General features: G+C 66.7%; 18 protein-coding genes. 13 read left to right on the top strand and 5 right to left on the bottom strand.

Going from position 1 to position 25383, the window contains the following annotated elements:
- Positions 1-24: 24 nt before the first annotated feature.
- From dapB to recJ, 7 genes are all read left to right on the top strand, one after another.
- Complete coding sequence (gene dapB / locus CSC78_RS07965; protein ID WP_162337376.1) at positions 25-744, top strand: 4-hydroxy-tetrahydrodipicolinate reductase; 720 nt, start codon at positions 25-27, stop codon at positions 742-744.
- Between the two features lie 222 nt (positions 745-966).
- Positions 967-2100 (top strand): glutamine-hydrolyzing carbamoyl-phosphate synthase small subunit, encoded by a 1134-nt coding sequence (carA, locus tag CSC78_RS07960; RefSeq protein ID WP_162337375.1) that lies wholly within the window; start codon positions 967-969, stop codon positions 2098-2100.
- A 73-nt stretch (positions 2101-2173) separates the two neighbouring features.
- Positions 2174-4072: a S9 family peptidase gene (locus CSC78_RS07955; protein WP_162337374.1), complete on the top strand. Its 1899-nt coding sequence runs from the start codon at positions 2174-2176 to the stop codon at positions 4070-4072.
- Positions 4073-4090: 18 nt separating this feature from the next.
- Complete coding sequence (carB, locus tag CSC78_RS07950; RefSeq protein WP_162337373.1) at positions 4091-7336, top strand: carbamoyl-phosphate synthase large subunit; 3246 nt, start codon at positions 4091-4093, stop codon at positions 7334-7336.
- Between the two features lie 8 nt (positions 7337-7344).
- On the top strand, positions 7345-7809 hold the full coding sequence (gene greA / locus CSC78_RS07945) for a transcription elongation factor GreA (RefSeq protein WP_192271214.1): 465 nt from the start codon (positions 7345-7347) through the stop codon (positions 7807-7809).
- A gap of 7 nt (positions 7810-7816) precedes the next feature.
- A complete protein-coding gene (locus CSC78_RS07940; protein WP_162337371.1) occupies positions 7817-8770 on the top strand; it encodes a phosphoglycerate mutase in 954 nt (317 codons plus the stop codon).
- Positions 8767-10494 (top strand): single-stranded-DNA-specific exonuclease RecJ, encoded by a 1728-nt coding sequence (gene recJ / locus CSC78_RS07935; protein WP_162337370.1) that lies wholly within the window; start codon positions 8767-8769, stop codon positions 10492-10494. Before CSC78_RS07940 ends, recJ begins: the two co-directional genes overlap by 4 nt.
- 7 nt (positions 10495-10501) lie before the next feature.
- Here the strand turns inward: recJ and CSC78_RS07930 are convergent, their stop codons facing one another.
- Positions 10502-11710, bottom strand: a complete 1209-nt coding sequence (locus CSC78_RS07930) for an acyltransferase family protein (RefSeq protein WP_162337369.1) — start codon at positions 11708-11710, stop codon at positions 10502-10504.
- Between the two features lie 154 nt (positions 11711-11864).
- On the opposite strand from CSC78_RS07930, the gene CSC78_RS07925 reads away from it, so the two are divergent.
- Complete coding sequence (locus CSC78_RS07925) at positions 11865-12749, top strand: LytTR family DNA-binding domain-containing protein (RefSeq protein ID WP_162337368.1); 885 nt, start codon at positions 11865-11867, stop codon at positions 12747-12749.
- On the opposite strand, the gene CSC78_RS07920 is transcribed toward CSC78_RS07925, so the two are convergent.
- The gene (locus tag CSC78_RS07920) at positions 12750-14678 is read right to left on the bottom strand and encodes a GGDEF domain-containing protein (protein WP_162337367.1); all 1929 of its coding nucleotides are present in this window, start codon (positions 14676-14678) and stop codon (positions 12750-12752) included. It lies immediately after the preceding gene.
- Between the two features lie 128 nt (positions 14679-14806).
- Between CSC78_RS07920 and prfB the strand changes: the two genes are divergently transcribed.
- The 4 genes from prfB to CSC78_RS07900 all read left to right on the top strand — a co-directional run bounded on the left by prfB (position 14807) and on the right by CSC78_RS07900 (position 21237).
- A protein-coding gene (gene prfB / locus CSC78_RS07915; protein ID WP_162337434.1) for a peptide chain release factor 2 occupies positions 14807-15932 on the top strand; the annotation gives its coding sequence in 2 pieces (ribosomal slippage) (positions 14807-14881 and positions 14883-15932; 1125 coding nt in all).
- A 103-nt stretch (positions 15933-16035) separates the two neighbouring features.
- Positions 16036-17547 (top strand): lysine--tRNA ligase, encoded by a 1512-nt coding sequence (gene lysS, locus CSC78_RS07910; protein WP_162337366.1) that lies wholly within the window; start codon positions 16036-16038, stop codon positions 17545-17547.
- Between the two features lie 405 nt (positions 17548-17952).
- On the top strand, positions 17953-19038 hold the full coding sequence (locus CSC78_RS07905; protein ID WP_238391202.1) for a response regulator: 1086 nt from the start codon (positions 17953-17955) through the stop codon (positions 19036-19038).
- Positions 19039-19041: 3 nt separating this feature from the next.
- On the top strand, positions 19042-21237 hold the full coding sequence (locus tag CSC78_RS07900) for an ATP-binding protein (protein WP_162337364.1): 2196 nt from the start codon (positions 19042-19044) through the stop codon (positions 21235-21237).
- A gap of 179 nt (positions 21238-21416) precedes the next feature.
- Here the strand turns inward: CSC78_RS07900 and CSC78_RS07895 are convergent, their stop codons facing one another.
- Positions 21417-22283, bottom strand: coding sequence for a crotonase/enoyl-CoA hydratase family protein (locus CSC78_RS07895; protein ID WP_162337363.1), 867 nt, complete (start codon positions 22281-22283; stop codon positions 21417-21419).
- A gap of 265 nt (positions 22284-22548) precedes the next feature.
- Entirely contained in the window at positions 22549-24228 is a 1680-nt protein-coding gene (locus tag CSC78_RS07890; RefSeq protein ID WP_162337362.1) for a long-chain fatty acid--CoA ligase, read from the bottom strand.
- A gap of 114 nt (positions 24229-24342) precedes the next feature.
- On the opposite strand from CSC78_RS07890, the gene CSC78_RS07885 reads away from it, so the two are divergent.
- On the top strand, positions 24343-24783 hold the full coding sequence (locus CSC78_RS07885) for a nuclear transport factor 2 family protein (protein ID WP_162337361.1): 441 nt from the start codon (positions 24343-24345) through the stop codon (positions 24781-24783).
- Here the strand turns inward: CSC78_RS07885 and CSC78_RS07880 are convergent, their stop codons facing one another.
- On the bottom strand, positions 24784-25362 hold the full coding sequence (locus tag CSC78_RS07880; RefSeq protein WP_162337360.1) for a hypothetical protein: 579 nt from the start codon (positions 25360-25362) through the stop codon (positions 24784-24786).
- Positions 25363-25383: the final 21 nt, after the last annotated feature.

Genomic DNA, 25383 nt, shown 5'->3' with positions numbered 1-25383 from the left:
GCGGACCGCGGCTACCATGCGGCCATGAACACCTCACCGACCCGTCTCCTGATCCATGGCGCATCCGGCAGGATGGGCCAGGCGTTACTCCGTCTTGCGGCTGCCGAGCCCGAGCGCTACCAGGTGGTCGGCGCCGTGACGCGACGCACACCGTCGCCACGCGTCGTCGATGGCGTGCCGCATTTCGCAGCCAGCGAACTGGCGGGCGTGCCGGCGTTCGATGTCGCCATCGATTTCAGCCTGCCTGAAGGCTTCGATCCGGTCCTCGCACTGTGCGTCGAGCGCAAGGCGGCCCTGGTATCGGGCACCACCGGCATCTCGTCCGCGCAGCAGTCCGCGCTGGCGGCGGCGGCTACCACCATTCCTCTGGTCTGGGCGACCAACTTCAGCCTCGGCGTCGCCGTGCTGGCGGAACTCGTGGAGCGTGCGGCATCCGCGCTGCCCGGCTGGGACATCGATATCGTGGAGTCGCACCACGTGCACAAGAAGGACGCACCGTCGGGTACCGCGCTGACGCTGGGCCAGGCGGCCGCCAGTGCGGGCGCGCAGGTGCACTACGCCAGCCTGCGTGCAGGCGACATCGTCGGTGAGCATACGGTGCAGTTCGCCGGCCTGGGCGAGCGCATCGAGCTGGTCCACCGCGCGACGCATCGTGACGTGTTCGCCCGCGGCGCCTTGCATGTGGCGCGCAAGCTGCTCGACCGGCCGGCCGGCGACTACCGGGTGCGTGACCTGCTGGACTGAAGCGGCGGGAACGCGAACGTTATCCCGGAAACTGAACACGCATGCCGGCAGCGGTCTGCCAATGGTCTGACGGGTAAAAAAACGGTGGCGCTGAACAGGCCGTTTCCGTACAATTCCCGCTCGCCTGTTACCCATCGCCACGGACCGGATCAACGCCGCGTTCGCGGTTTCTTGCAGCCGCAAGCCGGTGGGACAGGGTTCCTCCACCCCAAGGCGAACCCCGTGACACGACCCGCAATTCTCGTACTCGAAGACGGCACCGTATTCGAGGGCGAATCCGTAGGCGCAGACGGCCTTTCGGTCGGCGAAGTGGTGTTCAACACCGCGATGACCGGCTACCAGGAAATCCTGACCGACCCGTCCTACGCCCGCCAGCTCGTCACCCTGACGTATCCCCATATCGGCAACACCGGCTGCACCGACCAGGACGACGAAGCGTCCAAGGTCTGGTGCGCCGGCCTGATCGTGCGTGACGTGCCGCGCCGCCCCAGCAGCTGGCGCAACCAGCAGGCCCTGCCGGAGTGGCTGTCCACGCGCGGCATCGTGGCCATCGCCGGCATCGACACCCGCAAGCTGACCCGCATCCTGCGCGAGCGCGGCGCCCAGAACGGCGCGCTGATGGCCGGCGACGATGTCGATGTCGAGAAGGCGCTCGAAGCCGCACGCAAGTTCCCCGGCCTGAAGGGCATGGACCTGGCCAAGGTGGTCACCACCGACACACCGTATCCATGGCGCGACGGCCAGTTGGATCTGGACCGCAACGCCTTCGTGCAGGCGCCGGCGACGCTCAAGGTCGTGGCCTACGACTTCGGCGTGAAGCACAACATCCTGCGCATGCTGGCCGAGCGCGGTTGCGACGTCACCGTGGTACCGGCGCAGACCAGCGCCGCCGACGCGCTGGCGCTGCAGCCCGATGGCGTGTTCCTGTCCAACGGCCCGGGCGACCCGGCGCCGTGCGACTACGCCATCACCGCCATCCGCGAGTTCATCGCGAAGAAGATCCCGACCTTCGGCATCTGCCTGGGTCACCAGCTGCTGGCGCTCGCCGCCGGCGCGCAGACCATGAAGATGGGCCACGGCCACCACGGCGCGAACCATCCGGTGCAGGATCTCGACAGCGGCCGGGTGATGATCACCTCGCAGAACCACGGCTTCGCCGTCGATGAAGCCTCGCTGCCGGCGAATGTGCGCGTCATCCACCGCTCGCTGTTCGACGGCACCAACCAGGGCATCGAACTGACCGACGCGCCAGCGTTCTCGTTCCAGGGACATCCGGAAGCCTCGCCGGGTCCGCATGACGTTGCACCGTTGTTCGACCGGTTCGTCGCCTGCATGGAGCAGACACGGTCATCGTGAGGGGGATGGCGCCAAGCCATCGAGTGTCCGTACGGGGTCGCAGTGGATGCCGCCCCATCTCAGGGAGTGGAAGATGAAAGTGATGGTCCGTCTGTTGTTGCTGCTTGCGCTGTTGCCTTTGCAGGGCTTCGCGCGTGAGGTGCCTATCCAGGACTTCTTCAAGGATCCTGAGTTCACCTCCATCAGTGTATCGCCGGACGGCAAGCACATGGCCGTTACGGTGCCGCAGGATGACCGGACCGTGCTGGCGGTGCTGCGCGTCTCGGATCAAGGCGTCGTCGGCAAGTGGGATTACGGCGAGAATAGGCACTTCCGGCAAGTTCTCTGGGCGAACAACAATCGCCTGCTGTTCTTCGTGACCTTCAAGACAGGCCGCTTCGACTTCGAGACCTCGAAGGGCGACCTGTACGCTTCCAACATCGACGGCACGGGTCGGCTCGATATTCCCAACGGCAACTACTACAACATCGTCGACCTGACGCCGGAGGATCCGGACACCATCCTGGTCGAACGGTCCGTCGAAACGTCGTTCCTGTTCAAATTGAACGTCAACAATGGCCGGACGACGACCGTTGCGACGGCACCCGTGGAGCAGGGCAGCTTCCTCGTGGACCATGAGCGGAAAGTCCGTTTCGTATCGGGCGCCATGAACGATGGCCGCAACGTCACCTATCGCCGGGACGGCGACAAGTGGACCCTTGTCCATGAGAGCGAACGCAACGGCGCTACATATTTCCCCCTCGGTTTCGACGCCGAGAACAAGCGCGTCTACATGGCGAAGGGCGAGCAGGGAAAGCCGGAAACCATCGTGCTTCTGGACCCGGACACGCGCTCGGAGACTGTCCTGTCGAGCAATGGCATCGTCAGCCCGTCGGCCTACCTGTGGAGCAGCGACGAGAAGACGCTGCTGGGCGTGTGGTACGAGGATGGCGTTCCCTACTGGGACTGGGTCGCACCAGACCATCCCGAAACCAAGGTTTACGCGGGACTGGTGAAAGCGTTTCCGGGCAAGGCGGTCCGCTTCCTGCGGCCGTCGCAGGATGGGCGTTACTTCGCCATGCGCGTCTACGCAGACACGATGCCTTCCGAGGCTTACCTGTTTGACCGTGATGCCGGCCAGGCGAAGTTTCTCGCCGCCAGCATGGACTGGATCAAGCCCGAGGAAATGTCGCCGATGAAGCCGATCGTGGTGAAGGCGCGGGACGGTCTTTCGCTTCACGGCTACATCACGATCCCGAAGAACAGCGAAGGCAAGAAGCTGCCTCTCATCATCAACCCGCATGGTGGCCCGCACGGCCCGCGCGACGATTGGGGATTCAATCCCGAAGTCCAGTTGTTCGCGAATCGTGGGTACGCCGTTCTGCAGATCAACTATCGCGGCTCGGGCGGCTACGGCAACGCGTTCGAGGGCATGGGCTACCGCAAGTGGGGTACCACCATGCAGGACGATCTCACCGACTCGGTCCGGTGGGCGGTTGCGCAGGGCATTGCCGATCCCAACCGCGTCTGCATCTACGGCGCGTCTTATGGCGGATATGCTGCGTTGATGAGCGTGGTGCGCGAGCCGGATCTTTACCGCTGCACCGTCGGCTACGTGGGCGTCTACGACCTGGATGCCCAGCGTAGTGCGGACTTCATGGAACACGAGAGCGGTCGCAACTACCTGAAGGACGTCTACCCGCCGACCGCCGCCGAGCGCATGGCGCAGTCGCCTGCCTACGGCGTGGAGCGCATCAAGGCGCCGATCCTGCTGGTCCACGGCGAGAAAGACGTGCGCGTGCCGATCAAGAACATGCACTTCCTGATTTCCCAGTTGGCCAAGGTGGGCAAGAAGCCCGAGGACGTGATCGTGGAGAAGAAGGAAGCGCACGGATTCCGCGACCTGCAGAACAACGTCAATCTCTACACCAAGATGCTGGCGTTCTTTGACAAGTACATCGGGCCGAACGCGAAGACCGCCTCGGCCCCGTAACCCTGGAAGCAGTCCCCCATGCCCAAGCGTCAAGACCTCAAGACCATCCTCATCATCGGCGCAGGCCCGATCGTCATCGGCCAGGCCTGCGAGTTCGACTACTCCGGCGCGCAGGCCTGCAAGGCGCTGCGCGAGGAGGGGTACCGGGTGGTGCTGGTCAACAGCAATCCCGCGACCATCATGACCGACCCGGAGATGGCGGACGCGGTGTACATCGAGCCGATCAACTGGCAGACGGTCGAGAAGATCATCGCCAAGGAGAAGCCCGACGCGCTGCTGCCGACGATGGGCGGCCAGACCGCGCTGAACTGTGCGCTGGACCTGGCCGACAATGGCGTGCTGGAGAAGTACGGCGTCGAATTGATCGGCGCCAAGCGCGATGCCATCCGCATGGCCGAAGACCGCGAGCTGTTCCGCGTGGCGATGGGCGAGATCGGGCTGGAATGCCCGAAGGCCGCCGTTGCCCATACGCTGGAAGAAGCGCTGGAGATCCAGACCCGCGTCGGCTATCCCACCATCATCCGTCCCAGCTTCACGCTGGGCGGCAGCGGCGGCGGCATCGCCTACAACCGCGAGGAACTGGTCGACATCGTCACCCGCGGCCTCGAACTGTCGCCGACTACCGAAGTGCTGGTGGAAGAATCGGTGCTGGGCTGGAAGGAATTCGAGATGGAAGTAGTCCGCGACACCGCGGACAACTGCATCATCGTCTGCTCGATCGAGAACCTCGATCCCATGGGCGTGCACACCGGCGACAGCATCACCGTCGCGCCGGCGCAGACGCTGACCGACAAGGAGTACCAGCGCCTGCGCGACGCGTCCATCGCCGTGCTGCGCAAGATCGGCGTGGACACCGGCGGTTCGAACGTGCAGTTCGGGATCAATGCGCAGACCGGTCGCGTCGTCGTCATCGAGATGAATCCGCGCGTATCGCGTTCCTCGGCGCTGGCCTCCAAGGCCACCGGTTTCCCGATCGCCAAGGTCGCGGCCAAGCTGGCCGTGGGCTACACGCTGGACGAACTGAAGAACGAGATCACCGGCGGCCTGACCCCGGCCTCGTTCGAGCCGGCGATCGACTACGTGGTTACCAAGATCCCGCGCTTCGCGTTCGAGAAGTTCCCGCAGGCCGATGCGCGCCTGACCACCCAGATGAAGTCGGTGGGCGAGGTGATGGCGATGGGCCGCACCTTCCAGGAATCGCTGCAGAAGGCATTGCGTGGGCTCGAGACCGGCAAGGTCGGCCTCGACCCCACGGGCCTCGACCTGGCCGACGAGGATGACCTGGCCACGCTGCGGCGCGAACTGAAGGCGCCGGGCCCGGAACGCCTGTTCTACGTGGCCGATGCGTTCCGCGCCGGCATGACGGTGGAGCAGGTGCACGCGCTGTCGTTTATCGACCCGTGGTTCCTCGACCAGATGGAAGAGATCATCGCCGCCGAGCAGCAGCTCGCCACCGACGGCCTGGGCTCGCTCGACAAGGCGCGCATGCGTCGCCTGAAGCGCATGGGCTTTTCCGATGCGCGCCTGGCGCAGCTGGCCGGCACCGACGAGGCCGCCGTGCGCGTGCTGCGCAAGGCGCTGGGCGTGAAGCCGGTCTACAAGCGCGTGGACTCCTGCGCGGCCGAGTTCGCCACCAGCACCGCCTATCTGTATTCGACCTATGAGGACGAGTGCGAGGCGCTGCCCACCAACCGCGACAAGATCATGATCCTCGGCGGCGGTCCCAACCGCATCGGCCAGGGCATCGAGTTCGACTACTGCTGCGTGCATGCCGCGCTGGCGCTGCGCGAGGACGGGTTCGAGACCATCATGGTCAACTGCAACCCGGAAACCGTCCCCCCCGACTACGACCCCCCCGACCGCCTGTACTTCGAGCCGCTGACGCTGGAAGACGTGCTGGAGATCGTCGAACTGGAGCAGCCGAAGGGCGTCATCGTGCAGTACGGCGGTCAGACGCCGCTGAAGCTCGCGCGTGCGCTCGAGGCCAATGGCGTGCCGGTGATCGGCACCAGCCCGGATTCCATCGACCTGGCCGAGGACCGCGAGCGCTTCCAGCAGTTGGTCGACAAGCTCGCGTTGAAGCAGCCGCCCAACCGCATCGCCCGCAACGACCAGGAGGCGCTGCTGCTGGCGCGCGAGATCGGCTACCCGCTGGTCGTGCGTCCGTCGTACGTGCTGGGTGGCCGCGCGATGGAGATCGTCTATGGCGAATCCGACCTGGCCCGCTACGTGCGCGACGCGGTGAAGGTCTCCAACGATTCGCCGGTGCTGCTGGACCGCTTCCTCGACAACGCGGTGGAAGTGGACGTCGACATCATTGCGGACGCCGAGGGCAACGTGCTGATCGGCGGCGTGATGGAGCATATCGAAGAGGCGGGCGTGCACTCGGGCGACTCCTCGTGTTCGCTACCGCCGTACTCGCTGTCGGCGAAGACGCAGGACGAGCTGCGCCGCCAGGTGGTCGAGCTGGCCAAGGCCCTGAAGGTCGTCGGCCTGATGAACACCCAGTTCGCCATCCAGCTTGGCGAAGACGGCAATGACGACATCATCTACCTGCTGGAAGTGAATCCGCGCGCCTCGCGCACGGTGCCGTTCGTGTCCAAGGCCACCGGCATGCCGCTGGCGAAGATAGCGGCCCGCTGCATGGCCGGCAGGACGCTGGCCGGGCAGGGCGCCACCAGGGAAATCGTGCCGGACTACTACTCGGTCAAGGAAGCGATCTTCCCGTTCGCCAAGTTCCAGGGCGTCGACCCGATCCTCGGCCCGGAGATGCGCTCCACGGGCGAGGTGATGGGCGTGGGCCGCAGCTTCGGTGCGGCCATGGCGCGTGCGCAGGAAGCCGGTGGCATCAAGGCGCCGCCGGTGGGCAAGGTGTTCATTTCGGTGCGCGACCCGGACAAGAAGCGCGTGCTGCCGGTGGCGCAGGAACTGGTCGGCCGCGGCTACAGCATCGTCGCCACGGCGGGCACGGCGGCGTGGCTGGGTGAGCACGGCATCGCCTGCGAGCAGATCAACAAGGTGCTGGAAGGCCGCCCGCACGTCGTAGACCTGATCAAGAACGGCGAAATCGTGTATATCGTCAACACCACGGAAGGACGCCAGGCGATCGCCGACTCCTTCTCCATCCGGCGCGAGGCCCTGCAGCACCGCGTCACCTATTCGACGACCGTCGCCGGCGCCAAGGCGCTGGTGCATTCGCTGGAATACCGCGGCACGGGCCCGGTGCTGGCGTTGCAGGAACTGCACAAGGAGCTTCAAGGGTGAGAGCCCCATTGACCATGCAAGGCGCGCAGCGCCTGCGCCAGGAACTGGATCTGCTGAAGACGGTCAAGCGTCCCGAGGTGATCACGGCTATCGCCGAAGCGCGTGCGCACGGCGACCTGAAGGAGAACGCCGAGTATCACGCTGCGCGCGAGCAGCAGGGTTTCATCGAAGGCCGCATCAAGCAGCTGGAAGGCGAGCTGTCGCATTCGGAGATCATCGACGTCAGCAAGCTCAACGCCGGTTCGCGCATCGTGTTCGGCGCCAAGGTGGTGCTGGCCGACGTGGATACCGATGAAGAAAAGCGCTACCAGATCGTCGGCGACCTGGAAGCCGACATCAAGCTGGGCCTGATCGCGATTTCCTCGCCGCTGGCGCGCGCCCTGATCGGCAAGCACGAAGGCGACAGCGTCACCATCGATGCGCCCGCCGGCCAGCGCGAGTACGAAATCGTCAGCGTCTCCTACGCCGACTGACGGACCGATGGCCCAGGCCACCCTGCTGCTGCCTGCGCGGACCCGCCTGGTCGGGCAGGTGCTGCCGCCCGACATCGCCAAGGCGCTCGGACGTGCGGACCGCGCGGAAGGCGAGGCGGGCGAGCGCGCGCAGCTGCGCCGCCAGTTCCGGCTGGTGCCCGACCATTGGCCGGTCGCGGCGCTGACCCGGCAACGCGACGCGCGCGATGCGGCCGGTGCGACCTGGCTCCGCGCCGATCCGGCGCGCGTGTCGCCCGACATGACCGGCGCGCGCATGCTCGCCTACGGCGAAGCGCTCGCACTCACGGACGACGACACCACGCAGCTGCTGCCGGCCTTGAAGCCCCTGTTCGGCGATGCCGGCATGCTGCTCGATGCGCCGGACCCGTCGCGCTGGTACCTGCGCTTGCCCCTTGACGCGAAGCTGCCCGCATTCGCGCCGGCCAGCGAGGTCCTCGGCGACGATCTTTTTGCGCACCTGCCGGAAGGCGATGCTGGCCGGCGTTGGCGTGCGCTGCTCAGCGAAGCGCAGGTGCTGCTGCACAACCATCCGTGGAACGCGCAACGTGCAGCGCTGGGCAAGCCGCCGGTGAACTCGCTGTGGTTCTGGGGCGGCGGCGTGCTCCCGGACGCTGTGAGTACCGGCTTCCGCCAGGTGAAGGGTAACGACGTGCTGCTGCAGTCGCTCGCGCAGGTGGCTGGTGTCGAAGCCACGCATGCCAACGGGGAGGGCGGTGTCGATGCCCTGATCGACCTGCGCCACCTGCGCAATCTCGATCTGCTGTGCACCGATGCGTTGCGCCCGTTGCTCGATGCGCTGCGCAAGCGCGAACTGGATGCGCTGAACCTCGACTTCGAAGACGGCGCCCTGTTCTCCCTGCGCCGCGACCAGCGCTGGCGCCTGTGGCGCGGTGCGCTGCAGCGACTGGAAACGGCGCGCCCGGACCACGTTCCGGCATGACGCCATCCCCGCGTATCCGCCGTCGCGCCATCGTGGCGGGCGGGCAATGGCCGGACAGCGTGCCGCCTCTGCTGCGCCGGATCTACGAGGCTCGCGGCGCGCTGTCGATCGACCAGGCCCAGCCGCGGCTCGCGCAGTTGCTGGCCCCGGATTCGCTGGGTGGCCTGGATGCGGCCACCGCGCTGCTGGCCGATGCGATCGCGCAGGACCGGCACATCGTCATCGTCGGCGATTTCGATTGCGACGGCGCCACCGCCTGCGCGGTCGGCGTGCGCGGCCTGTGCCTGCTCGGCGCGCGCCGGGTGACGCCAGCGGTGCCCAACCGCATGGTTCACGGCTACGGCCTGTCGCCGTCGCTGGTGGACGAACTGGCGGCATTGCAGCCCGACCTGCTGGTGACGGTCGACCACGGCATCGCGTGTCATGCCGGTATTGCCGAAGCGAAAGCGCGTGGCTGGCAGGTGCTGGTCACCGACCATCACCTGCCGGGAGATCGACTGCCGCCAGCGGATGTCATCGTCAATCCGAACCTGCGTGGCGATCCGTTCCCCAGCAAGATGCTGGCCGGCGTCGGCGTGATGTTCTATGTGCTGCTGGCGCTGCGCCGGGTGCTGCGCGAGCGCGCCGCGTTCTCGGGCGCTGAGCCGGATCTCTCCACGCTGCTCGACCTCGTCGCCATCGGCACGGTCGCCGACCTGGTGCCGCTGGATGCCAACAACCGCGCCCTCGTCGGCGCCGGCCTGCGACGCCTGCGCGCCGGACAGGGATGCGCCGGCCTGCAGGCACTGATACGCGTGGCCGGACGCGACCCGGCACGCCTGACCGCCGCCGATATCGGCTTCGCCATCGCGCCGCGCCTCAATGCGGCGGGACGGCTGGAGGATATGGCGCTCGGCATCGCCTGCCTGCTGACCGACGACGCCACCCAGGCGGATGAGATGGCGCGCGTGCTCGACGGCATCAACGCCGAACGGCGTGGCGTGCAGCAGCAGATGGTCGACGAGGCGCATACGGCGCTCGCACGCATCGAAAGCACCGACGGCGCGCCGGTGCCGCTGGCACCGTGCCTGTTCGATCCGGAGTGGCATCCCGGCGTGGTCGGTCTGGTCGCCTCCAAGATCAAGGAACGGCTGCATCGGCCGGTGATCGCGTTTGCGCCCGCCGAGCCCGGCAGCACCACCCTGCGTGGTTCGGCTCGCTCGATCCCGGGCTTCCACATCCGCGACGCGCTCGCGGCAGTCGATGCACTGCATCCCGGCGTGATCCAGCGCTTCGGTGGCCATGCGATGGCGGCGGGGCTTTCGTTGGACGAAAGCGCACTGCCGTCGTTCCGCGCGGCCTTCCACCAGTACGCATCCACGATGCTCGACGAGGATCTGCTGCGCGAGGAGATCCTGAGCGATGGCGAACTCTCGCCCGTTGAGCTCGATCGGACCCATGCCGACGTACTGCGTGGCGCCGGTCCGTGGGGGCAGGGCTTTCCCGAACCGGTGTTCGATGGCGTGTTCGACGTGCTGGATTGGCGGGTCGTGGGCGAGAAGCACCTGAAGTTCTCGCTGCGGCCGCCAGGTCAATCCTCTGCGCTCAACGCCATCCACTTCAACGGTTGGCAGGACGTGCCGCCGCCGGCGCGCATCCAGGCGGCCTATCAACTGGATACCGACGACTGGAAGGACCGTCGCGGCATCCAGTTGCTGCTGCGGCACTGGCTGCCGCTCGCCTGAGCCTGGCTCACGGCCGCTCCGCGACCGCCGCCGCTGCCTCCGCGCGCGGCGTCTGCTTTTGCGCCAGACCGAACAGCGGCCGCAGCCAGCCGACGCGCCGGATGCCTTCGTAGCCGGCGAAGCATGTGGCGAAGGTGATCGCGACCAGCAGAGGACCTTCGACCAGCGGCGGAATCGCCAACGGTTTCAGGTGATGCGCCACCACCACGATGACGGTCTGGTGCAGGATGTAGACCGGGAAGACGGCAGGCACCAGGTAGCGCAGCACGCGACTGTCGCCCGGCTGCCAGTGGTGCGCGAAACCGAGCACCGCGACGATGGCGCACCACTGGTTCAGCGCCCAGGCCAACCGCATCGCCATGCGCAGCGTGTCCGGCGGATCGACATCGGCGAAGCGGGTGAAATAGGCGATCAGTCCCGCCCAGCTGGCGAGCCAGGTCACCAGCGCGGGCCAGCGCAGCCGGTCGATCGCCTGCCATACCCCGTCGGCGCGCGCGACGAGGAAGCCGAACAGGAACACGCCGAAGTACTGCGCATGGTTGTACCAGTCGTCGACCAGCGCGTGTGTCTGCTCGAAGCGGCCGACCAGCAACACCCGGGCCACGCCCAGGAACAGGACCGGCCAGATCAGCACCCCCAGCCCCGACAGCCGCGTGGCGAGCAGGTGGCGGCTGGCGTCGAGCACCCGCGGCGCCAGTCGCCACAGCAGCCACAGGACCACGGTATAGACCCACAGGTAGGCGACGAACCACAGATGGTTCCAGGTCGGGATCCTGAGGCAGCCGTCGGCGTCGCAGAAGCCGTCGTAGGCGGTGAGGTAGCGTCCGTAGAACGCCATGTAGCCCTCGTGATAGCCACCCGGCAGCTGTTCCACCACTTCGTAGTAGGCCTGCGGGGGCACGATCACGAGCATGCCGAAGACCAGCGGCACCAGCAGCCGCCAGGAGCGGGCGCCGAGGAAGCGGGTGCGCGTTCCCGTCGCGTCCGCTGCCTGACGTGCCTTGCCGAGCAGGAAGGCGGTGGCCGCACCGGATACCAGGAACAGCAACGACAGGCGCCACGGCGAACTGAGCAGCATGAACGGCTCCAGCGCATCGCTGGCGTCCGGGCTCTTCACATGCCAGTCCCAGGTCACGTAGTACATGCCGACGTGGTAGAGCACCAGCAGCCCGAAGGCGCAGACGCGGACCCAGTCCAGATCGTGGCGGCGTTGCATGATCGTCTCCTTGTGTTGTCGGCGGCCAGCGTCCGATGCCGGGCTGCGCGCTTCCACCGCGAAGGGACGCATGGCGGTCGCGGAGGGGCCAATGGCCGGCATCGAGGGACGGATCGCGGAGGGTGCACGCCGGGGCGACCGCTAGAATGCGTGCATGACCGAACGTGCCACGCTGACCTACGAACGCTATCTGCCCTGGAAGCGCTGGGCCGAGGCCGGCTTCTGGGTAGCGATGATCGGGGCGAACTGCATCGCCAACAGCATCACCACGCTGATGGACTTCCGGCGCGGCGAATCCGGCGTGCAGGCGTGGGAGCCGGCGGTCTGGGAGGCCAGCAGCGCGGTGATGTGGCTGCTGGTCGTGCTGCCGGCGATGGCCTGGTTTACCCGCCGCTTTCCCTTCCTGTGGGGCGACTGGCGCCGACAGATGGCGCGGTATGTCGGTGCCAGCCTCGTGGTCTGCGTGGTGCATGTGGTCGGCATGGTGGCGCTGCGCATACTGGCCTACCGCCTTCAGGGAATGAGCTACGACTTCGGGCCGTGGCCGCGCGAACTGTTCTACGAATACCTGAAGGACATCCGGAGCTTCGCCTACATCGTGCTGACCATGGAGGCCTATCGGCTGCTCCTGCGGCGTTGGCAGGGCGAGGCCAGCCTGCTCGCCGAGCCCGACGAGGGGCCGCCCCTGGAACCGGTGGACCAGCCGGACCGGTTCCTGGTGCGCAAGCTCGGCCGCGATTTCCTGGTGGCCGCCAACGACATCGAGTGGCTGCAGGCGGCAGGCAACTACGTCAACCTGCGCGTCCGCGGCCACGACTACCCGTTGCGCAGCACCGTCGCCGGCATCCAGGCGCGGCTGGATCCGCGCCGGTTCGCCCGCATCCATCGCAGCTACATCGTCAGCCTCGACCAGGTGGTGTCGATCGAACCGCTGGATACCGGCGACGCGCGCGTGCACATGAAGGATGGCAGCGCCCTGCCATGCAGCCGACGTTACCGGCAGGACCTGCGCCAGCGGACCGGCGCCGAAGCCGCCTGATCAGGCCGCGCGCGATGCCGGCACCTGTGGCAGGCGTTCCACCGCATAGCTGGCGACCAGTTCGATGGCGCCGCTGCGGACGGCCTCCTCGGGTGCTTCCAGCAGCGCCTGCAGCGTGGCACCCGCCGGCAACGTGCGCCCCCACAGGCCGGCCCAGGCGTTACGACGGTCCTTGGCGGCGTACAGAGCGCGGTCGGCCATGCGCAATGCGTAGTCCCAGCCGCCGGTCGCGTTGTCGAAGAACGGGAAGGGCGCGAAGCCCAGCGACACGGTCAACGGCCACTGCTGACGGGGCGCCAGTTCGTGCACTTCGCACAGGGCTTCGTGCAGCCTTGACGCGACGGTGCAGGCCTGCGCCTCGGTAAGGTCGGCGCAGGCCATCAGGAATTCCTCGCCACCCCAGCGGGCGATGACGTCGTCCACGCGGCCGATCTCGCGCAGGCGGTGCGCCAGCGCGATCAGCACCTGGTCGCCGGCATGGTGGCCGAAGCCGTCGTTGACCTTCTTGAAGTGGTCGATGTCGATCAGGAACAGTACGTGGCGGGTGCCGGCCACCGGGCGTTGCGACGAGATCGCCTTCATCGCCTCGGTCGCGGCGCGCCGGTTGCGCAGGCCGGTCAGTGGATCGGTGGCGCTGACCTTGCGCAGCTGCCGGTTCTTGCGACGTTGCAGAAGGCCGAAACCGACGCCGGCAAGCACCAGCAACACCAGCAGGGCGATGCCGTAGCGGCGCAGCAACGTCGACTTCTCGTCGTTCAGCACACGGATCTGCGCCTGGTGGCGCATCGTGGCCAGTTCGCGCTGTGCGGCGGCGCTTTCGCTGCGGGCCTGCAGGTCGGCCAGCAGCTCGAGTCGCTGTTCCTTCAGCGCCTGCATGTCCAGTGCATGCAGGCGCGCGCCGACGTCCATGGCGTCGTCGGCCTGGCCTTGCGCGGCATGCGCGGCCATCCAGGCACGCAGTACCTCGCGCTGCTTCTGCGGTTGAGGCGTGCCATCCACGTTCGACCAGGCGCGCTTGGCGGTCGCCAAAGCGCCGGCGTAGTCGCCGGACAGGCGTTGCAGCGTCGACAGCTTGGCCAGCGACCCGGCGAGGCCAGGCTTGTCGGCACTGGCCTGTTGGGCGCTGATGACGGCGTCGAGCAGCGGCCTGGCCTGGGCGAGGCGGCCCTGCGCGATCCACAGGCCCGCCCGTTCGGCCCGCAGGCGATCGACCACGGATTGCGCCTGTTTGCGTCGCGCCACCGCTTCGCCGTGGTCGATCACGGCCATCGCCTCGTCGGTACGGCCAAGTGCGACCAGGTTGAGGGCATGGTTATGCAGGATCAGCGGATCCTCCAGGCCGACCGAGTCCGCGGCCGCCAAGGCCTTGCGGTAATAGCCATCCGCGATCTCCGGCGAATCCAGGTAGTCCGTATGGATCAGGCCGATGTTGGCCAGCGTGGTGGCCTGGAACAGCGCGGCCTCCTCGGCCGGCAGCTGCGCAGCCAGACCCTGTGCGTCCAGATAGGCGGCTTCGGCGCGACGGATCTGGCCCGCGCCGTGGAACACCGAGCCGGCCTGCGAATAGGCGCGTGCACGGAACTGCGCGGGCAGGCGGGGGTGCTCCTTTACCAGGCGCTCCATCTGCGCACCGGCCTCCACGGCGCGGGTCCTGTCGCCCGACAACCCGGCCGCGATGCCGAGGCAGCTGTAGATCTTCACTTCGTCCTCGACTGCCAGGTCGGGCTCGCGCAGCAGCGACTCCGCCAGTGCGACCGCGACCAGGGGAGCATCGCGCCGCAACTGCAGGCAGCGCTTCACCTCGTCGGCACGCTGGTCCACGACCGGCTGCGTACCCTGGGCGCGCGAAGACGGCAGGCCGGCCAGCAGCGCGAGGCCGAGCAGCCACGGCAGCAACGGGACGGGCAGGGGAGTGGCGGGAGTCGGCATGCGCGGACGGCTCTCGGAAGGACGCGCCCGCAACGATGCAAGTCCCGTTCCACGCAGCGGGCCCCGGCACGGCGCCGCGCATGCCTCTGGTATCCTTGCCGACCGTTTCCAGCCCCGCCCCACGACCCATGATCGAGCTCAATCCCATCCGCCAGCGCATCGCCGACCTGCAGGACAGGCTGGCCTCGCTCCGGGGGTATCTTTGACTACGATGCCAAGCGCGAGCGCCTGGAAGAAGTAAACCGCGAGCTGGAAAGCCCGGACATCTGGAACAACGCCGAATACGCCCAGCAGCTCGGCCGTGAGCGTTCGCTGCTGGACAAGACGGTCAACGGCATCCGCGACATCGAGGAAGGCCTGACCGGCGCCGGCGAACTGCTGGAACTGGCCGAGATGGAGAACGACGAGGACACCGCGAGCGCCGTGGTGGCCGACGTGGAGCGCTACGCTGTCCACGTGGACAAGCTGGAATTCCAGCGCATGTTCTCCGGCAAGATGGACAGCTCCAACGCCTTCGTCGACATCCAGGCCGGTGCCGGCGGCACGGAGGCGCAGGACTGGGCGGAAATCCTGTTGCGGATGTACCTGCGCTGGTGCGAATCGCGCGGCTGGAAGACCGAACTGATGGAAGCCAGCGGCGGCGACGTCGCCGGCATCAAGTCGGCCACGCTGCGGGTGGAAGGCGACTTCGCCTATGGCTGGCTGAAGACCGAAACCGGCGTGCACCGCCTGGTGCGCAAGTCGCCGTTTGACTCCGACAACCGCCGCCACACCAGCTTCACGTCGGTGTTCGTGTCGCCGGAAGTCGACGACAACATCGACATCGACATCAATCCGGCCGACCTGAAGACCGACGTGTACCGCTCGTCCGGCGCCGGCGGCCAGCACGTCAACAAGACCGAATCGGCGGTGCGCATCACCCACGTGCCGACCGGTATTGTCGTCGCCTGCCAGACCGGCCGCAGCCAGCACCAGAACCGCGACAACGCGATGAAGATGCTGGCCGCCAAGCTGTACGAGCAGGAGATCCAGAAGCGCAACGCCGAGCGCGATGCGGTGGAAGCCACCAAGTCCGACATCGGCTGGGGCAGCCAGATCCGCAACTACGTGCTGGACCAGAGCCGCATCAAGGACCTGCGCACCGGCGTGGAGCGTTCGGATACACAGAAGGTGTTGGATGGCGATCTTGACGAGTTCGTCGAGGCCAGCCTGAAATCCGGCCTGGAAGCCGGTTCCAAACGCATCGACGCCTGACGCGATCGGAAGCTCCCTTGTGGGAGCGACGTGAGTCGCGAAGGTGCACCGAAACAGCTCGCGACTCACGTCGCTCCCACGTCCAAGAACACGATAAGAACCGATGACCGACCACACGCCTCCGCAGGACGAGAACAGCCTCATCGCCGAGCGTCGCGCCAAACTGACCGCGCTGCGCGGGCAGGGCATCGCGTTTCCCAACGACTTCCGGCGAAGCGACTACGCAGGCGACCTGCAGACGCAGTACGAGGACGCCGACCTGTGGACCGGCGAGGCACTGGAAGGCAGCGGGCGGCAGGTGAAGCTGGCTGGCCGCCTGATGGCCAAGCGCGTGATGGGCAAGGCGAGCTTCGTGCAGATCCAGGACGAGTCCGGCCGCATCCAGCTGTTCCTGCAGGCCAACACGCTGGGCGAAACCTACGATGCGTTCAAGGGCTGGGACATCGGCGACATCATCGGCGTCGAGGGCGGTCTGACCCGCACCCGTACCGGCGAACTGTCGGTGAAGGCCGACACCCTCCGCCTGCTGACCAAGTCGCTGCGCCCGCTGCCGGACAAGTGGCACGGGCTGTCGGACGTGGAGCAGCGCTACCGCCAGCGTTACGTCGACCTGATCGTCACCCCGGAAGCGCGCGCGGTCTTCATCAAGCGCTCGCGCATCATCCGCGCGATCCGCGAGTGGCTGGATACCCGGCGCTTCCTCGAGGTCGAGACGCCGATGATGCATTACATTCCCGGCGGTGCCGCGGCCAAGCCGTTCACCACCCACCACAACGCGCTGGACCTGGACCTGTACCTGCGCGTGGCGCCGGAGCTGTACCTGAAGCGCCTGGTGGTCGGCGGCCTGGAGCGGGTGTACGAGATCAACCGCAACTTCCGCAACGAGGGCGTCAGCACCCGCCACAACCCCGAATTCACCATGCTCGAACTGTACGAGGCCTACGCCACGTACACCGAAATCATGGACCTGACCGAGGGCGTCATCCGCGACGTGGCGCATGAAGTGCTCGGGACCGGCCAGGTGGCGTGGGACGGGCAGGACATCGACCTGGAGCCGGCGTTCCGCCGCTGGCGCATGGATGAGGCCGTCCGCCACCACAACCCCGAGATCAGCGCCGCCGACTGCACCGACCGCGATGCGCTGGCGCGCCACTGCGAACGCCTGAAGATCCACGTCAAGCCGTCCTACGGCTGGGGCAAGCTGCTGCTGGAGATCTTCGAGAAGACGGTCGAACACACCCTGGTGCAACCGACCTTCATCACCGACCACCCGGTCGAAGTGTCGCCGCTGGCCCGTGCCAACGACGACCAGCCGGGCTATACGGACCGTTTCGAGCTGTTCATCAACGGCAAGGAGATCGCCAACGGCTTCTCCGAACTGAACGACCCCGAGGACCAGGCGGCGCGCTTCATGGCGCAGGTCCAGGCCAAGGAAGGCGGCGACGACGAGGCCATGCACTTCGACGCCGACTACATCCGCGCGCTGGAAGTCGGCCTGCCGCCGACCGGCGGGCTGGGCATCGGCATCGACCGCCTGGTCATGCTGCTGACCGGCTCCGATTCGATCCGCGACGTGCTGTTGTTCCCTTACATGCGTCCTGAAAGCCAGGGTTGAAACGAACCCCGGCGCGTCGACGAAGTGACGCTCCGGGGCAGCATACGCACCCGTCGGGATGACGCGGCGGGACCACTGCTGCGGGAAGGGCTGTCCCAGGATGGTCGCCTTCCCGTCAGCAGCCCGCCACGGACCGGTCGGGAAGACCGCAAATCCGTGACGGAGATCAATTTGCTGAGCCCCGACAGGCCATTGCGACGGCTGGCACGCTTCCTGCGTCGTTTCACGCGCAGGGCGGTCAATTTTCCTCCGCCCGCGCCGATAGAGATCAGGGGAGGGGGCCCCGTGATTCGCATCGGTTCCCTTCGTGGTTCACGGACCCCGCCCGGGCCCGTGCCACCGGACAGGACTGACGACATGTTGGATGCGAGCCCCGCCGGAGTATCCTTGCCCGACAGCCACGTGATGTGGCCCCAAGGGGTAGGTAACGCTTTGAACATCGTCATCGTCGACGATCAGACGTCTGCGCGCACGATGCTGCGCCATGTCATCGAGGACATCGCGTCCGAGCTGGCCGTCCATGATTTCGGCGATCCGCTGGCCGCACTGGAATGGTGCGAGAAGAACCGCACCGACCTGCTGCTGCTGGACTACCGCATGCCGGGCATGGACGGGCTGGAGTTCGCCCGCCGCTTCCGCCGGCTGCCGATGCATCGCGACATCGCGATCATCCTGATCACCGTGGTCGGCGACGAGCCGATCCGCCAGGCCGCGCTGGAAGCCGGCGTCATCGATTTCCTGGTCAAGCCGGTGCGGCCGCGCGAACTGCGCGCCCGCTGCCGCAACCTGCTGCAGCTCCGCCAGCAGTCCGAGAACGTCAAGCAGCGCGCCCTGTCGCTGGAGCAGCGCCTGCTGTCCAGCATGCACGAGGTGGAGGAGCGCGAACGCGAGACGCTGTCGCGCCTGGCGCGCGCCATCGAGTACCGCGACAGCGGCACCAGCGCCTACTTGGAACGCATGGCCCACGTGGCCGGGCTGATCGCCGAGCAGCTCGGCCTGCCGGAAGACGAAGTACGCACCATCGAGATGGCCGCGCCGCTGCACGACATGGGCAAGATCGCGATCCCCGATTCGGTGCTGATGAAGGCTGGGCCGCTGACCGCGGACGAAACCGAGGTCATGCGCCGCCACCCGAAGATCGGCCACCAGTTGCTCTCGGGCAGCCAGAACCGCTTCATCCAGACCGGCGCGCTGATCGCGCTGCGGCATCATGAACGCTACGACGGCAGCGGTTATCCCGATGGCCTCGTCGGCGAGCAGATCCCGTTGGAAGCGAGGATAGTGGCGGTGGCGGACGTGTTCGATGCACTGATCTCGCCGCGGCCTTACAAGAAGGCGTGGGACAAGGACGCCGCACTGGCTTACCTGTATGCGCAGCGCGGTCGCCTGTTCGACCCCGCATGTGTCGACGCGCTGATCCGAGGGCGGGCGCGGCTGGACGACATCTGCGAACGCTACTCGACGGTGCAGAACCGTCCAGGGATGGAGTGAGCCATGACCAATCCCATCGGCTGGATCAAGTCCCGACTGGCGCATCGCGGCGACAGTGAACACGGCCAGGCGCTGATCCGTGTCGCCCTGATCTCCATCATCCTGACGTACGCATTGCTGCCGTCCTCGCGCGCGGCGCTGCCGCCGGGCGAGTACGCGATCGTCCTGACCATCATCACCTCGGGCCTGGTCAACAGCCTGGGCATCTTCGCGTGGCTGCTGGTGCAGCCGGGCAAGTCGCACGCGCGCCGTGCGCTGGGCATGATCGCCGACTACGGCCTGCTGGCCGCCGCGATGAACGGCATGGGCGAACCGCTGTCGTGGGCCTACGTGGTGCTGATGTGGATCACGGTCGGCAACGGCCTGCGCTACGGCAACCGGTACCTGGTGGTGGCGGTGGCGATGGCGAGCACGGCATTCGCAGCCGTGGTCGCGATGAACGACTACTGGCGCAGCAACCTGACCTTGGGCGTGGGCCTGGTGCTCGGCCTGATCGCGGTGCCGATGTACCTGTCCGGCCTGCTGCGCGACCTGACCCGCGCCACCGACGAGGCGCGTCGCGCGAACGAGGCCAAGAGCCGCTTCCTCGCCAACATGAGCCACGAGTTCCGCACGCCGTTGAACGGGCTGGCGGGCATGTCCGAACTGCTGGCGACCACGCGACTGGATGCCGAGCAGCGCGAATGCCTGTCCACCATCCAGGCCTCCACGCGCACGCTGCTGGGGCTGGTCGAGGACGTGCTGGACATCTCCGCGATCGAAGCGGGCAAGGTCAAGCTCAACGTGGTGGAGTTCTCGCCGCGCGAACTGGTCGACAACATCGGCCTGATCCTGATGCCACAGGCACGCGGCAAGCAGGTGCGCTACGAAGGCGTCGTCGACGACGCGATCCCGCTCAAGCTGCGCGGCGACGCCGGCCACCTGCGCCAGGTGCTGCTGAACCTCGCCGGCAACGCGGTCAAGTTCACCGACGAGGGCGAAGTGCGCGTGGTCGTCACGCCATCCCTGGTCGAGGGCAGCCAGGTGCGCCTGCGCTTCACCGTCACCGATACCGGCATCGGCGTACCGCTCGCACTGCGCGAGCGCCTGTTCGAGGCGTTCGAGCAGGCCGACGTCAGCCTGTCGCGCCGCTACGGCGGCACTGGCCTGGGCACGACGATCGCCAAGGGCCTGACCGAAGCGATGGGCGGCACCATCGGGTTCGAGAGCCATGAACAGCGTGGCAGCTGCTTCTGGGTGGAACTTCCGTTCGAAGCGGTGCCCGAGCGCGTCGTGGTACCCGCGGTGCACGGCCATGCGGAGTGGCTGCAGGAAGAACCGGAAACCTCGGGCGCGGAGAACATCATCGCGTTCTCGGATCCGTTCCTGCGTCATCGCGCCCGCGTGCGCAGCATGCAGATCCTGGTGGCCGACGACCACGAAGCCAATCGCATGGTCGTCCAGCGGCTGCTGCAGAAGGCCGGCCATCGGATCACCTGCGTCAACGGCGGCGAAGAAGTGCTGGACGCGCTGGAGTCGGCCTCCTACGACGCGGTCATCTGCGACCTGCACATGCCCGGCCTCAGCGGCCTCGACCTGCTCAAGCAGCTGCGCGTGATGGAAGCGGGCAGCGGCAGCCGCACCCCCGTGCTGATCCTCAGCGCGGACGTCACGCCCGAATCCATCCAGCGTTGCGAACAGGCCGGTGCGCGGGCGTTCCTGGCCAAGCCGGTCGTCGCGACCCGCCTGCTGGACGCCTTGGCGGACATCGCGACCTCCGGCCGGGTCACTGCCACTGCGGTCTCCATGGCGCCCGCGCGCGCGGTGGAAGTCTCGGACGGCGTGCTCGACGTCAGCGTGCTGGACGAACTGACGGCGCTCGGCATGGGTGAAGCGTTCGAACGCGAATTCATCGAGCAGTGCCTCAACGACGCCGACGGATGCATCGGCGCCATGGCGCATGCGATGGAGCGCGGCGATGGCGAACACCTGCGCGAGCATGCGCACGCGCTGAAGGGCGTGGCCAGCAACCTGGGCCTGGTGAAACTGGCGGCGGCGGCGGGCGAGATGATGAGCCTGGCCGACTGGCAGATCACGCGCGAATGGCGGCATCGCCTGGCGGCGCTGAACTCCCACCTGAGCCACGGCCGTGCCGCGCTCGATGCCCGGCAGCGTGTCCGCAGTGCGGTCGACAAGGGCAACGAAAGCTCATCGCCGTGATGCGCCTGCCGGCCGCCGATGACGGCCGGTGGGTGGCAGATGTCGTGCGGTGAACCGGCGGATCCGTGGGTCCGTGGCGAGTACGGTGACCCGGACTCGCCCTTGAAGACGCGAAGCGCGCTTCAACCCCCTGATTTCCCCTGTGGTTCCCTGCGATGGAAGCAGGGTCTTGCAGGTCGTCAGGCTGCGCGGATGGAACGCTTTTCCTGCGCGCGGACGATGCGTTCCATCATCTTCAGCGACTTGTCGCCGAGCGTCAGGGCGGTGTCGACCCACACTTCGGTGATGCCCATCAGTTCGTCGTAGCCGACCGGCTGCGCCAGGTTGCGGCAGGCGTTCAAGGCCAGGTGCGCATGGGGCGAACGGCGCTGCTTGTCGATGATCGTCTGCACGGCCGCCGCGCCCTGGCCCTTCGGCACCAGCACGTCGACCACGCCCAGCCTGTACAACTCGTCGCTGGTGTAGATGTTGCCTTCCAGGATGATCTTCTCGGCCACCTGCGGCGACACGCGCTTGCACAGGAACGAGTAGGCGCCCATGCCCGGGAACAGTCCGAACAGCACTTCCGGCAGGCCCATGTCCACGCCTTCCTCGGCCACGATGGTGTGGCACGACAGCGCGATCTCAAGGCCGCCGCCCAGCGCATCGCCCTGGATCAGCGCGATGGTGCGCACGTCGCCGCCGAGGCCGGTGTTGAGATGATGGACGCCATCGATGCAGCGGCGCGCGTAGCTCAGCAGGCGGTCGCGGTTGTTCTCGCGGATCAGCTGCGAGAACAGTTCCAGGTCGCCACCCAGGTTGAACGCGTTCGCATCCGAGGCGACGACCAGGTGACGAAGCTTGCCGGGCTGGCGCTGGGATTCGCGCAGGGTGATGGAGTTCATGAAGCTCAGCACGTCGTCGAGCATCTGGCTGCGGAAGCAGGGGCGCACGCCCGGCGCGACATCCGAATGCATATACATCCAGTGCGCATCGCCGCTCGGTTCGGATTCGACGCGGATGGTCGGGAAGGCACGGGTACGCTGCAGTTTTTCGACGTTGTTCATGGAGAGCTCCTTGGAGGGGTAGTGCCCGCGCGGCAGGGGAAGCGGGTGACGGATTAATGTGACGCAGGTGGCATCACGCGCCGATCCTACACCTGAACGAATAATTAAAATCCAGTGCACATACGCGCTTGCGGCAACTTGACGGCACCAGGCCGCCCCCAGTCCCGATAATTGTGACAGGCGTCTAGAATTCACCCCTAAAGTCCTGAACCAAAAGAAAAAGGCCGGCGCATGGCCGGCCTTCCACAAGAAGCTGAACAGGGCGTCACGCGGTTTTCGCAGGCTCCCGCAGTTCCTTGCGCAGGATCTTGCCGACATTGGTCTTCGGCAGCTCCGTGCGGAACTCGATGTGACGCGGCTGCTTGTAGCCCGTCAGGTTGTCGCGGCAGAACGCCTTGACCTGTTCGGCGGTGAGGGCAGGGTCCTTCTTCACGATGAAGACCTTCACCGCTTCGCCCGACTTTTCATCGGGCACGCCGATCGCGGCGACTTCCAGCACGCCGTCCAGGCCGGCGATCACGTCCTCGACCTCGTTCGGGTACACGTTGAAACCGGACACCAGGATCATGTCCTTCTTGCGGTCGACGATGTAGAAGAAGCCGTTCTCGTCCATCTTGGCCATGTCGCCGGTGTGCAGCCAGCCATCGGCATCCATCACGTTCGCCGTTTCCTCGGGACGCTGCCAGTAGCCCTTCATCACCTGCGGACCCTTGATGCACAACTCGCCGACCTCGCCAACCGGCACGACGTTGCCATCGTCGTCCTTGAGACAGGCGTCGGTGGACGGGACGGGCAGGCCGATGGCGCCGTTGTAGTCGTGCAGGTCCATCGGATTGATGCAGGCGGCAGGCGAGGTTTCGGTCAGGCCGTAGGCTTCGACCAGCGTCACGCCGGTGACCTTCTTCCACTTCTCCGCGACCGCGCGCTGCACGGCCATGCCGCCACCGAGCGTCATCTTGAGGTTGGAGAAATCCACTTCGTCGAAACCCGGCGTGTTGAGCAGGCCGTTGAACAGCGTGTTGACGCCGGTGATCGCGGTGAAGCGCGTGGCCTTCAGTTCCTTCACGAAGCCCGGCATGTCGCGCGGATTGGTGATCAGGTGGTTCAGGCCGCCCAGCTTCATGAAGACCAGGCAGTTCGCCGTCAGCGCGAAGATGTGGTACAGCGGCAGCGCGGTGATGATCACCTCGTTGCCGTAATCCAGTCCGGTGCCGACCCACACGCCGGCCTGCTGCATGTTCGCCACCAGGTTGCGGTGCGTCAGCATCGCGCCCTTGGCCACGCCGGTGGTGCCGCCGGTGTACTGCAGGAAGGCGATGTCGCCGGAGTCGATGTCGACCTCGGGCAACGTATGCAACTGGCCCAGCGTGAGCGTGTCCTTGAAACGCACGGCACCGGGGATGTCGTAGTCCGGCACCATCTTTTTCACGTACTTCAGCACGAAGTTGACGATCGCGCCCTTGGGGAAACCGACCATGTCGCCGAGCGCGGTGGTGACCACCTGCTTGACCTGCGTGCCGGCGAGGGCTTCCTGCGCGGTCTTGCCGAAGTTGTCGACGACCAGCAGCACGCTGGCGCCCGAATCCACCAGCTGGTGCTTCAGCTCGCGCGGGGTGTACATCGGGTTGACGTTGACCACCGTCAGGCCGGCGCGCAGCACGCCGAAGATCGCGATGGGGTACTGCAGGCAGTTCGGCATCATGATGGCGACGCGGTCGCCCTTCTTGAGCTTGAGCTCGCCGAGCAGGTACGCCGCGAACTGCCGGCTGAGCGTGTCGACCTCGCCGTAGGTCAGGGTCTTGCCGAAGTTGCGGAACGCAGGACGGTCGCGGTACTTGCTGATCGCCTCATCGAAGACCGACACGATGGAGCGGTACTGCTCCAGGTCCACCTGCTGCGGTACGCCTTGCGGATAGCTCTTGAACCACGGACGTTCCTGACTCATCGTTCCAATCCCTCCCCAGGGTCTTCGGGTCGCCTCGCGGCGTTCAATGGGCAAACGCCGGAGATGGCGCCTGTCGGGAGCATACCGTTCCGGATGGAAAAGGCGAAGGTTTCGATGAGGAAGACCGGGTTCATCGCGCGTGGTTGCCTGTTCGCCTGCATGCTGGCGCTGGTTGCCTGTGCCGGCGGTACGCCGGAAGCGCAGTTGCGGCAGCAGTTCGATGCGATGCAGGCAGCGGTGGAGGCCGGCAAGGCGGGCGATTTCATCGAGGGCGTCAGTCCCGATTTCACGGGTGAGGACGGGCTCGATCGTGCTGCGTTGCACAACATGATCCGTGCGCACACGCTGATGAATGCGCGCATCGGCGCCACCACCGGGCCGCTCGACGTGAGGGTGGATGGCGAGAACGCGGAGGTCGCGTTCGACGTGCTGCTGACCTCCAGCAGCGGACGCCTGCTGCCGAACCAGGCCGGCACCTATCGCGTCACGACGGCATGGCGACGCGAGGATGGCGACTGGCGCGTGTACCACGCCCGCTGGCGGCGCGGGCAGTGATCACTTCGCCGGTGTGAGCTTCCCTGGCGTCCATCGATAACGCAGCGTCTTGGCCACGGTGGGGCAGCAGCGTGCATCGTTGGGGCCGGGCCATTTCGTCTTCAGCTGGATGATGCCATCCGCGACGGTCATCCCTTCCACGAGTCCGAGCGCATCCTGTGTTTCGCCGGCGGGGACATAGCGCGCTCCCTGTTTTTCAAGCACGGCGACGCCATGGTTCCAGTAGGTCGGGCCATACAGGGTCCACAGCACGACGATTTCATCCTGACCGTCGCCGTTCAAGTCGCTGGTGACCACCTCCGTCGCTTCGTAACTCTCCTGTCCATCGGGCTGCTTGCCGGTGACGAACTGCTCGGCGATCCGTTTCGCCTGGTCCGCCGCGGGTGGTGCCGCGATGCCGCTGGTGGCGATCAGCACCCCAACGCACAGTCCGGCGCACTGCGCAGGCAAACGCGGGATACGTCGGTTCATGGCCGTTCCCCATGGCCTCCGGAAGAAGGCCTTCATGACCCGCAACGCAGGGAAAGCACGGAACCGGCAACCGGTCGGGTTGCCGTGGCGCGACAGGGACGGGATCATCGGGATATCCAACAGGGGAAC

Origin of the sequence: Pseudoxanthomonas japonensis, from assembly GCF_010093445.1 — a bacterium.
GTDB classification, from domain to species: domain Bacteria; phylum Pseudomonadota; class Gammaproteobacteria; order Xanthomonadales; family Xanthomonadaceae; genus Pseudoxanthomonas_A; species Pseudoxanthomonas_A japonensis.
This window is presented reverse-complemented; position numbering and strand designations above follow the sequence as displayed.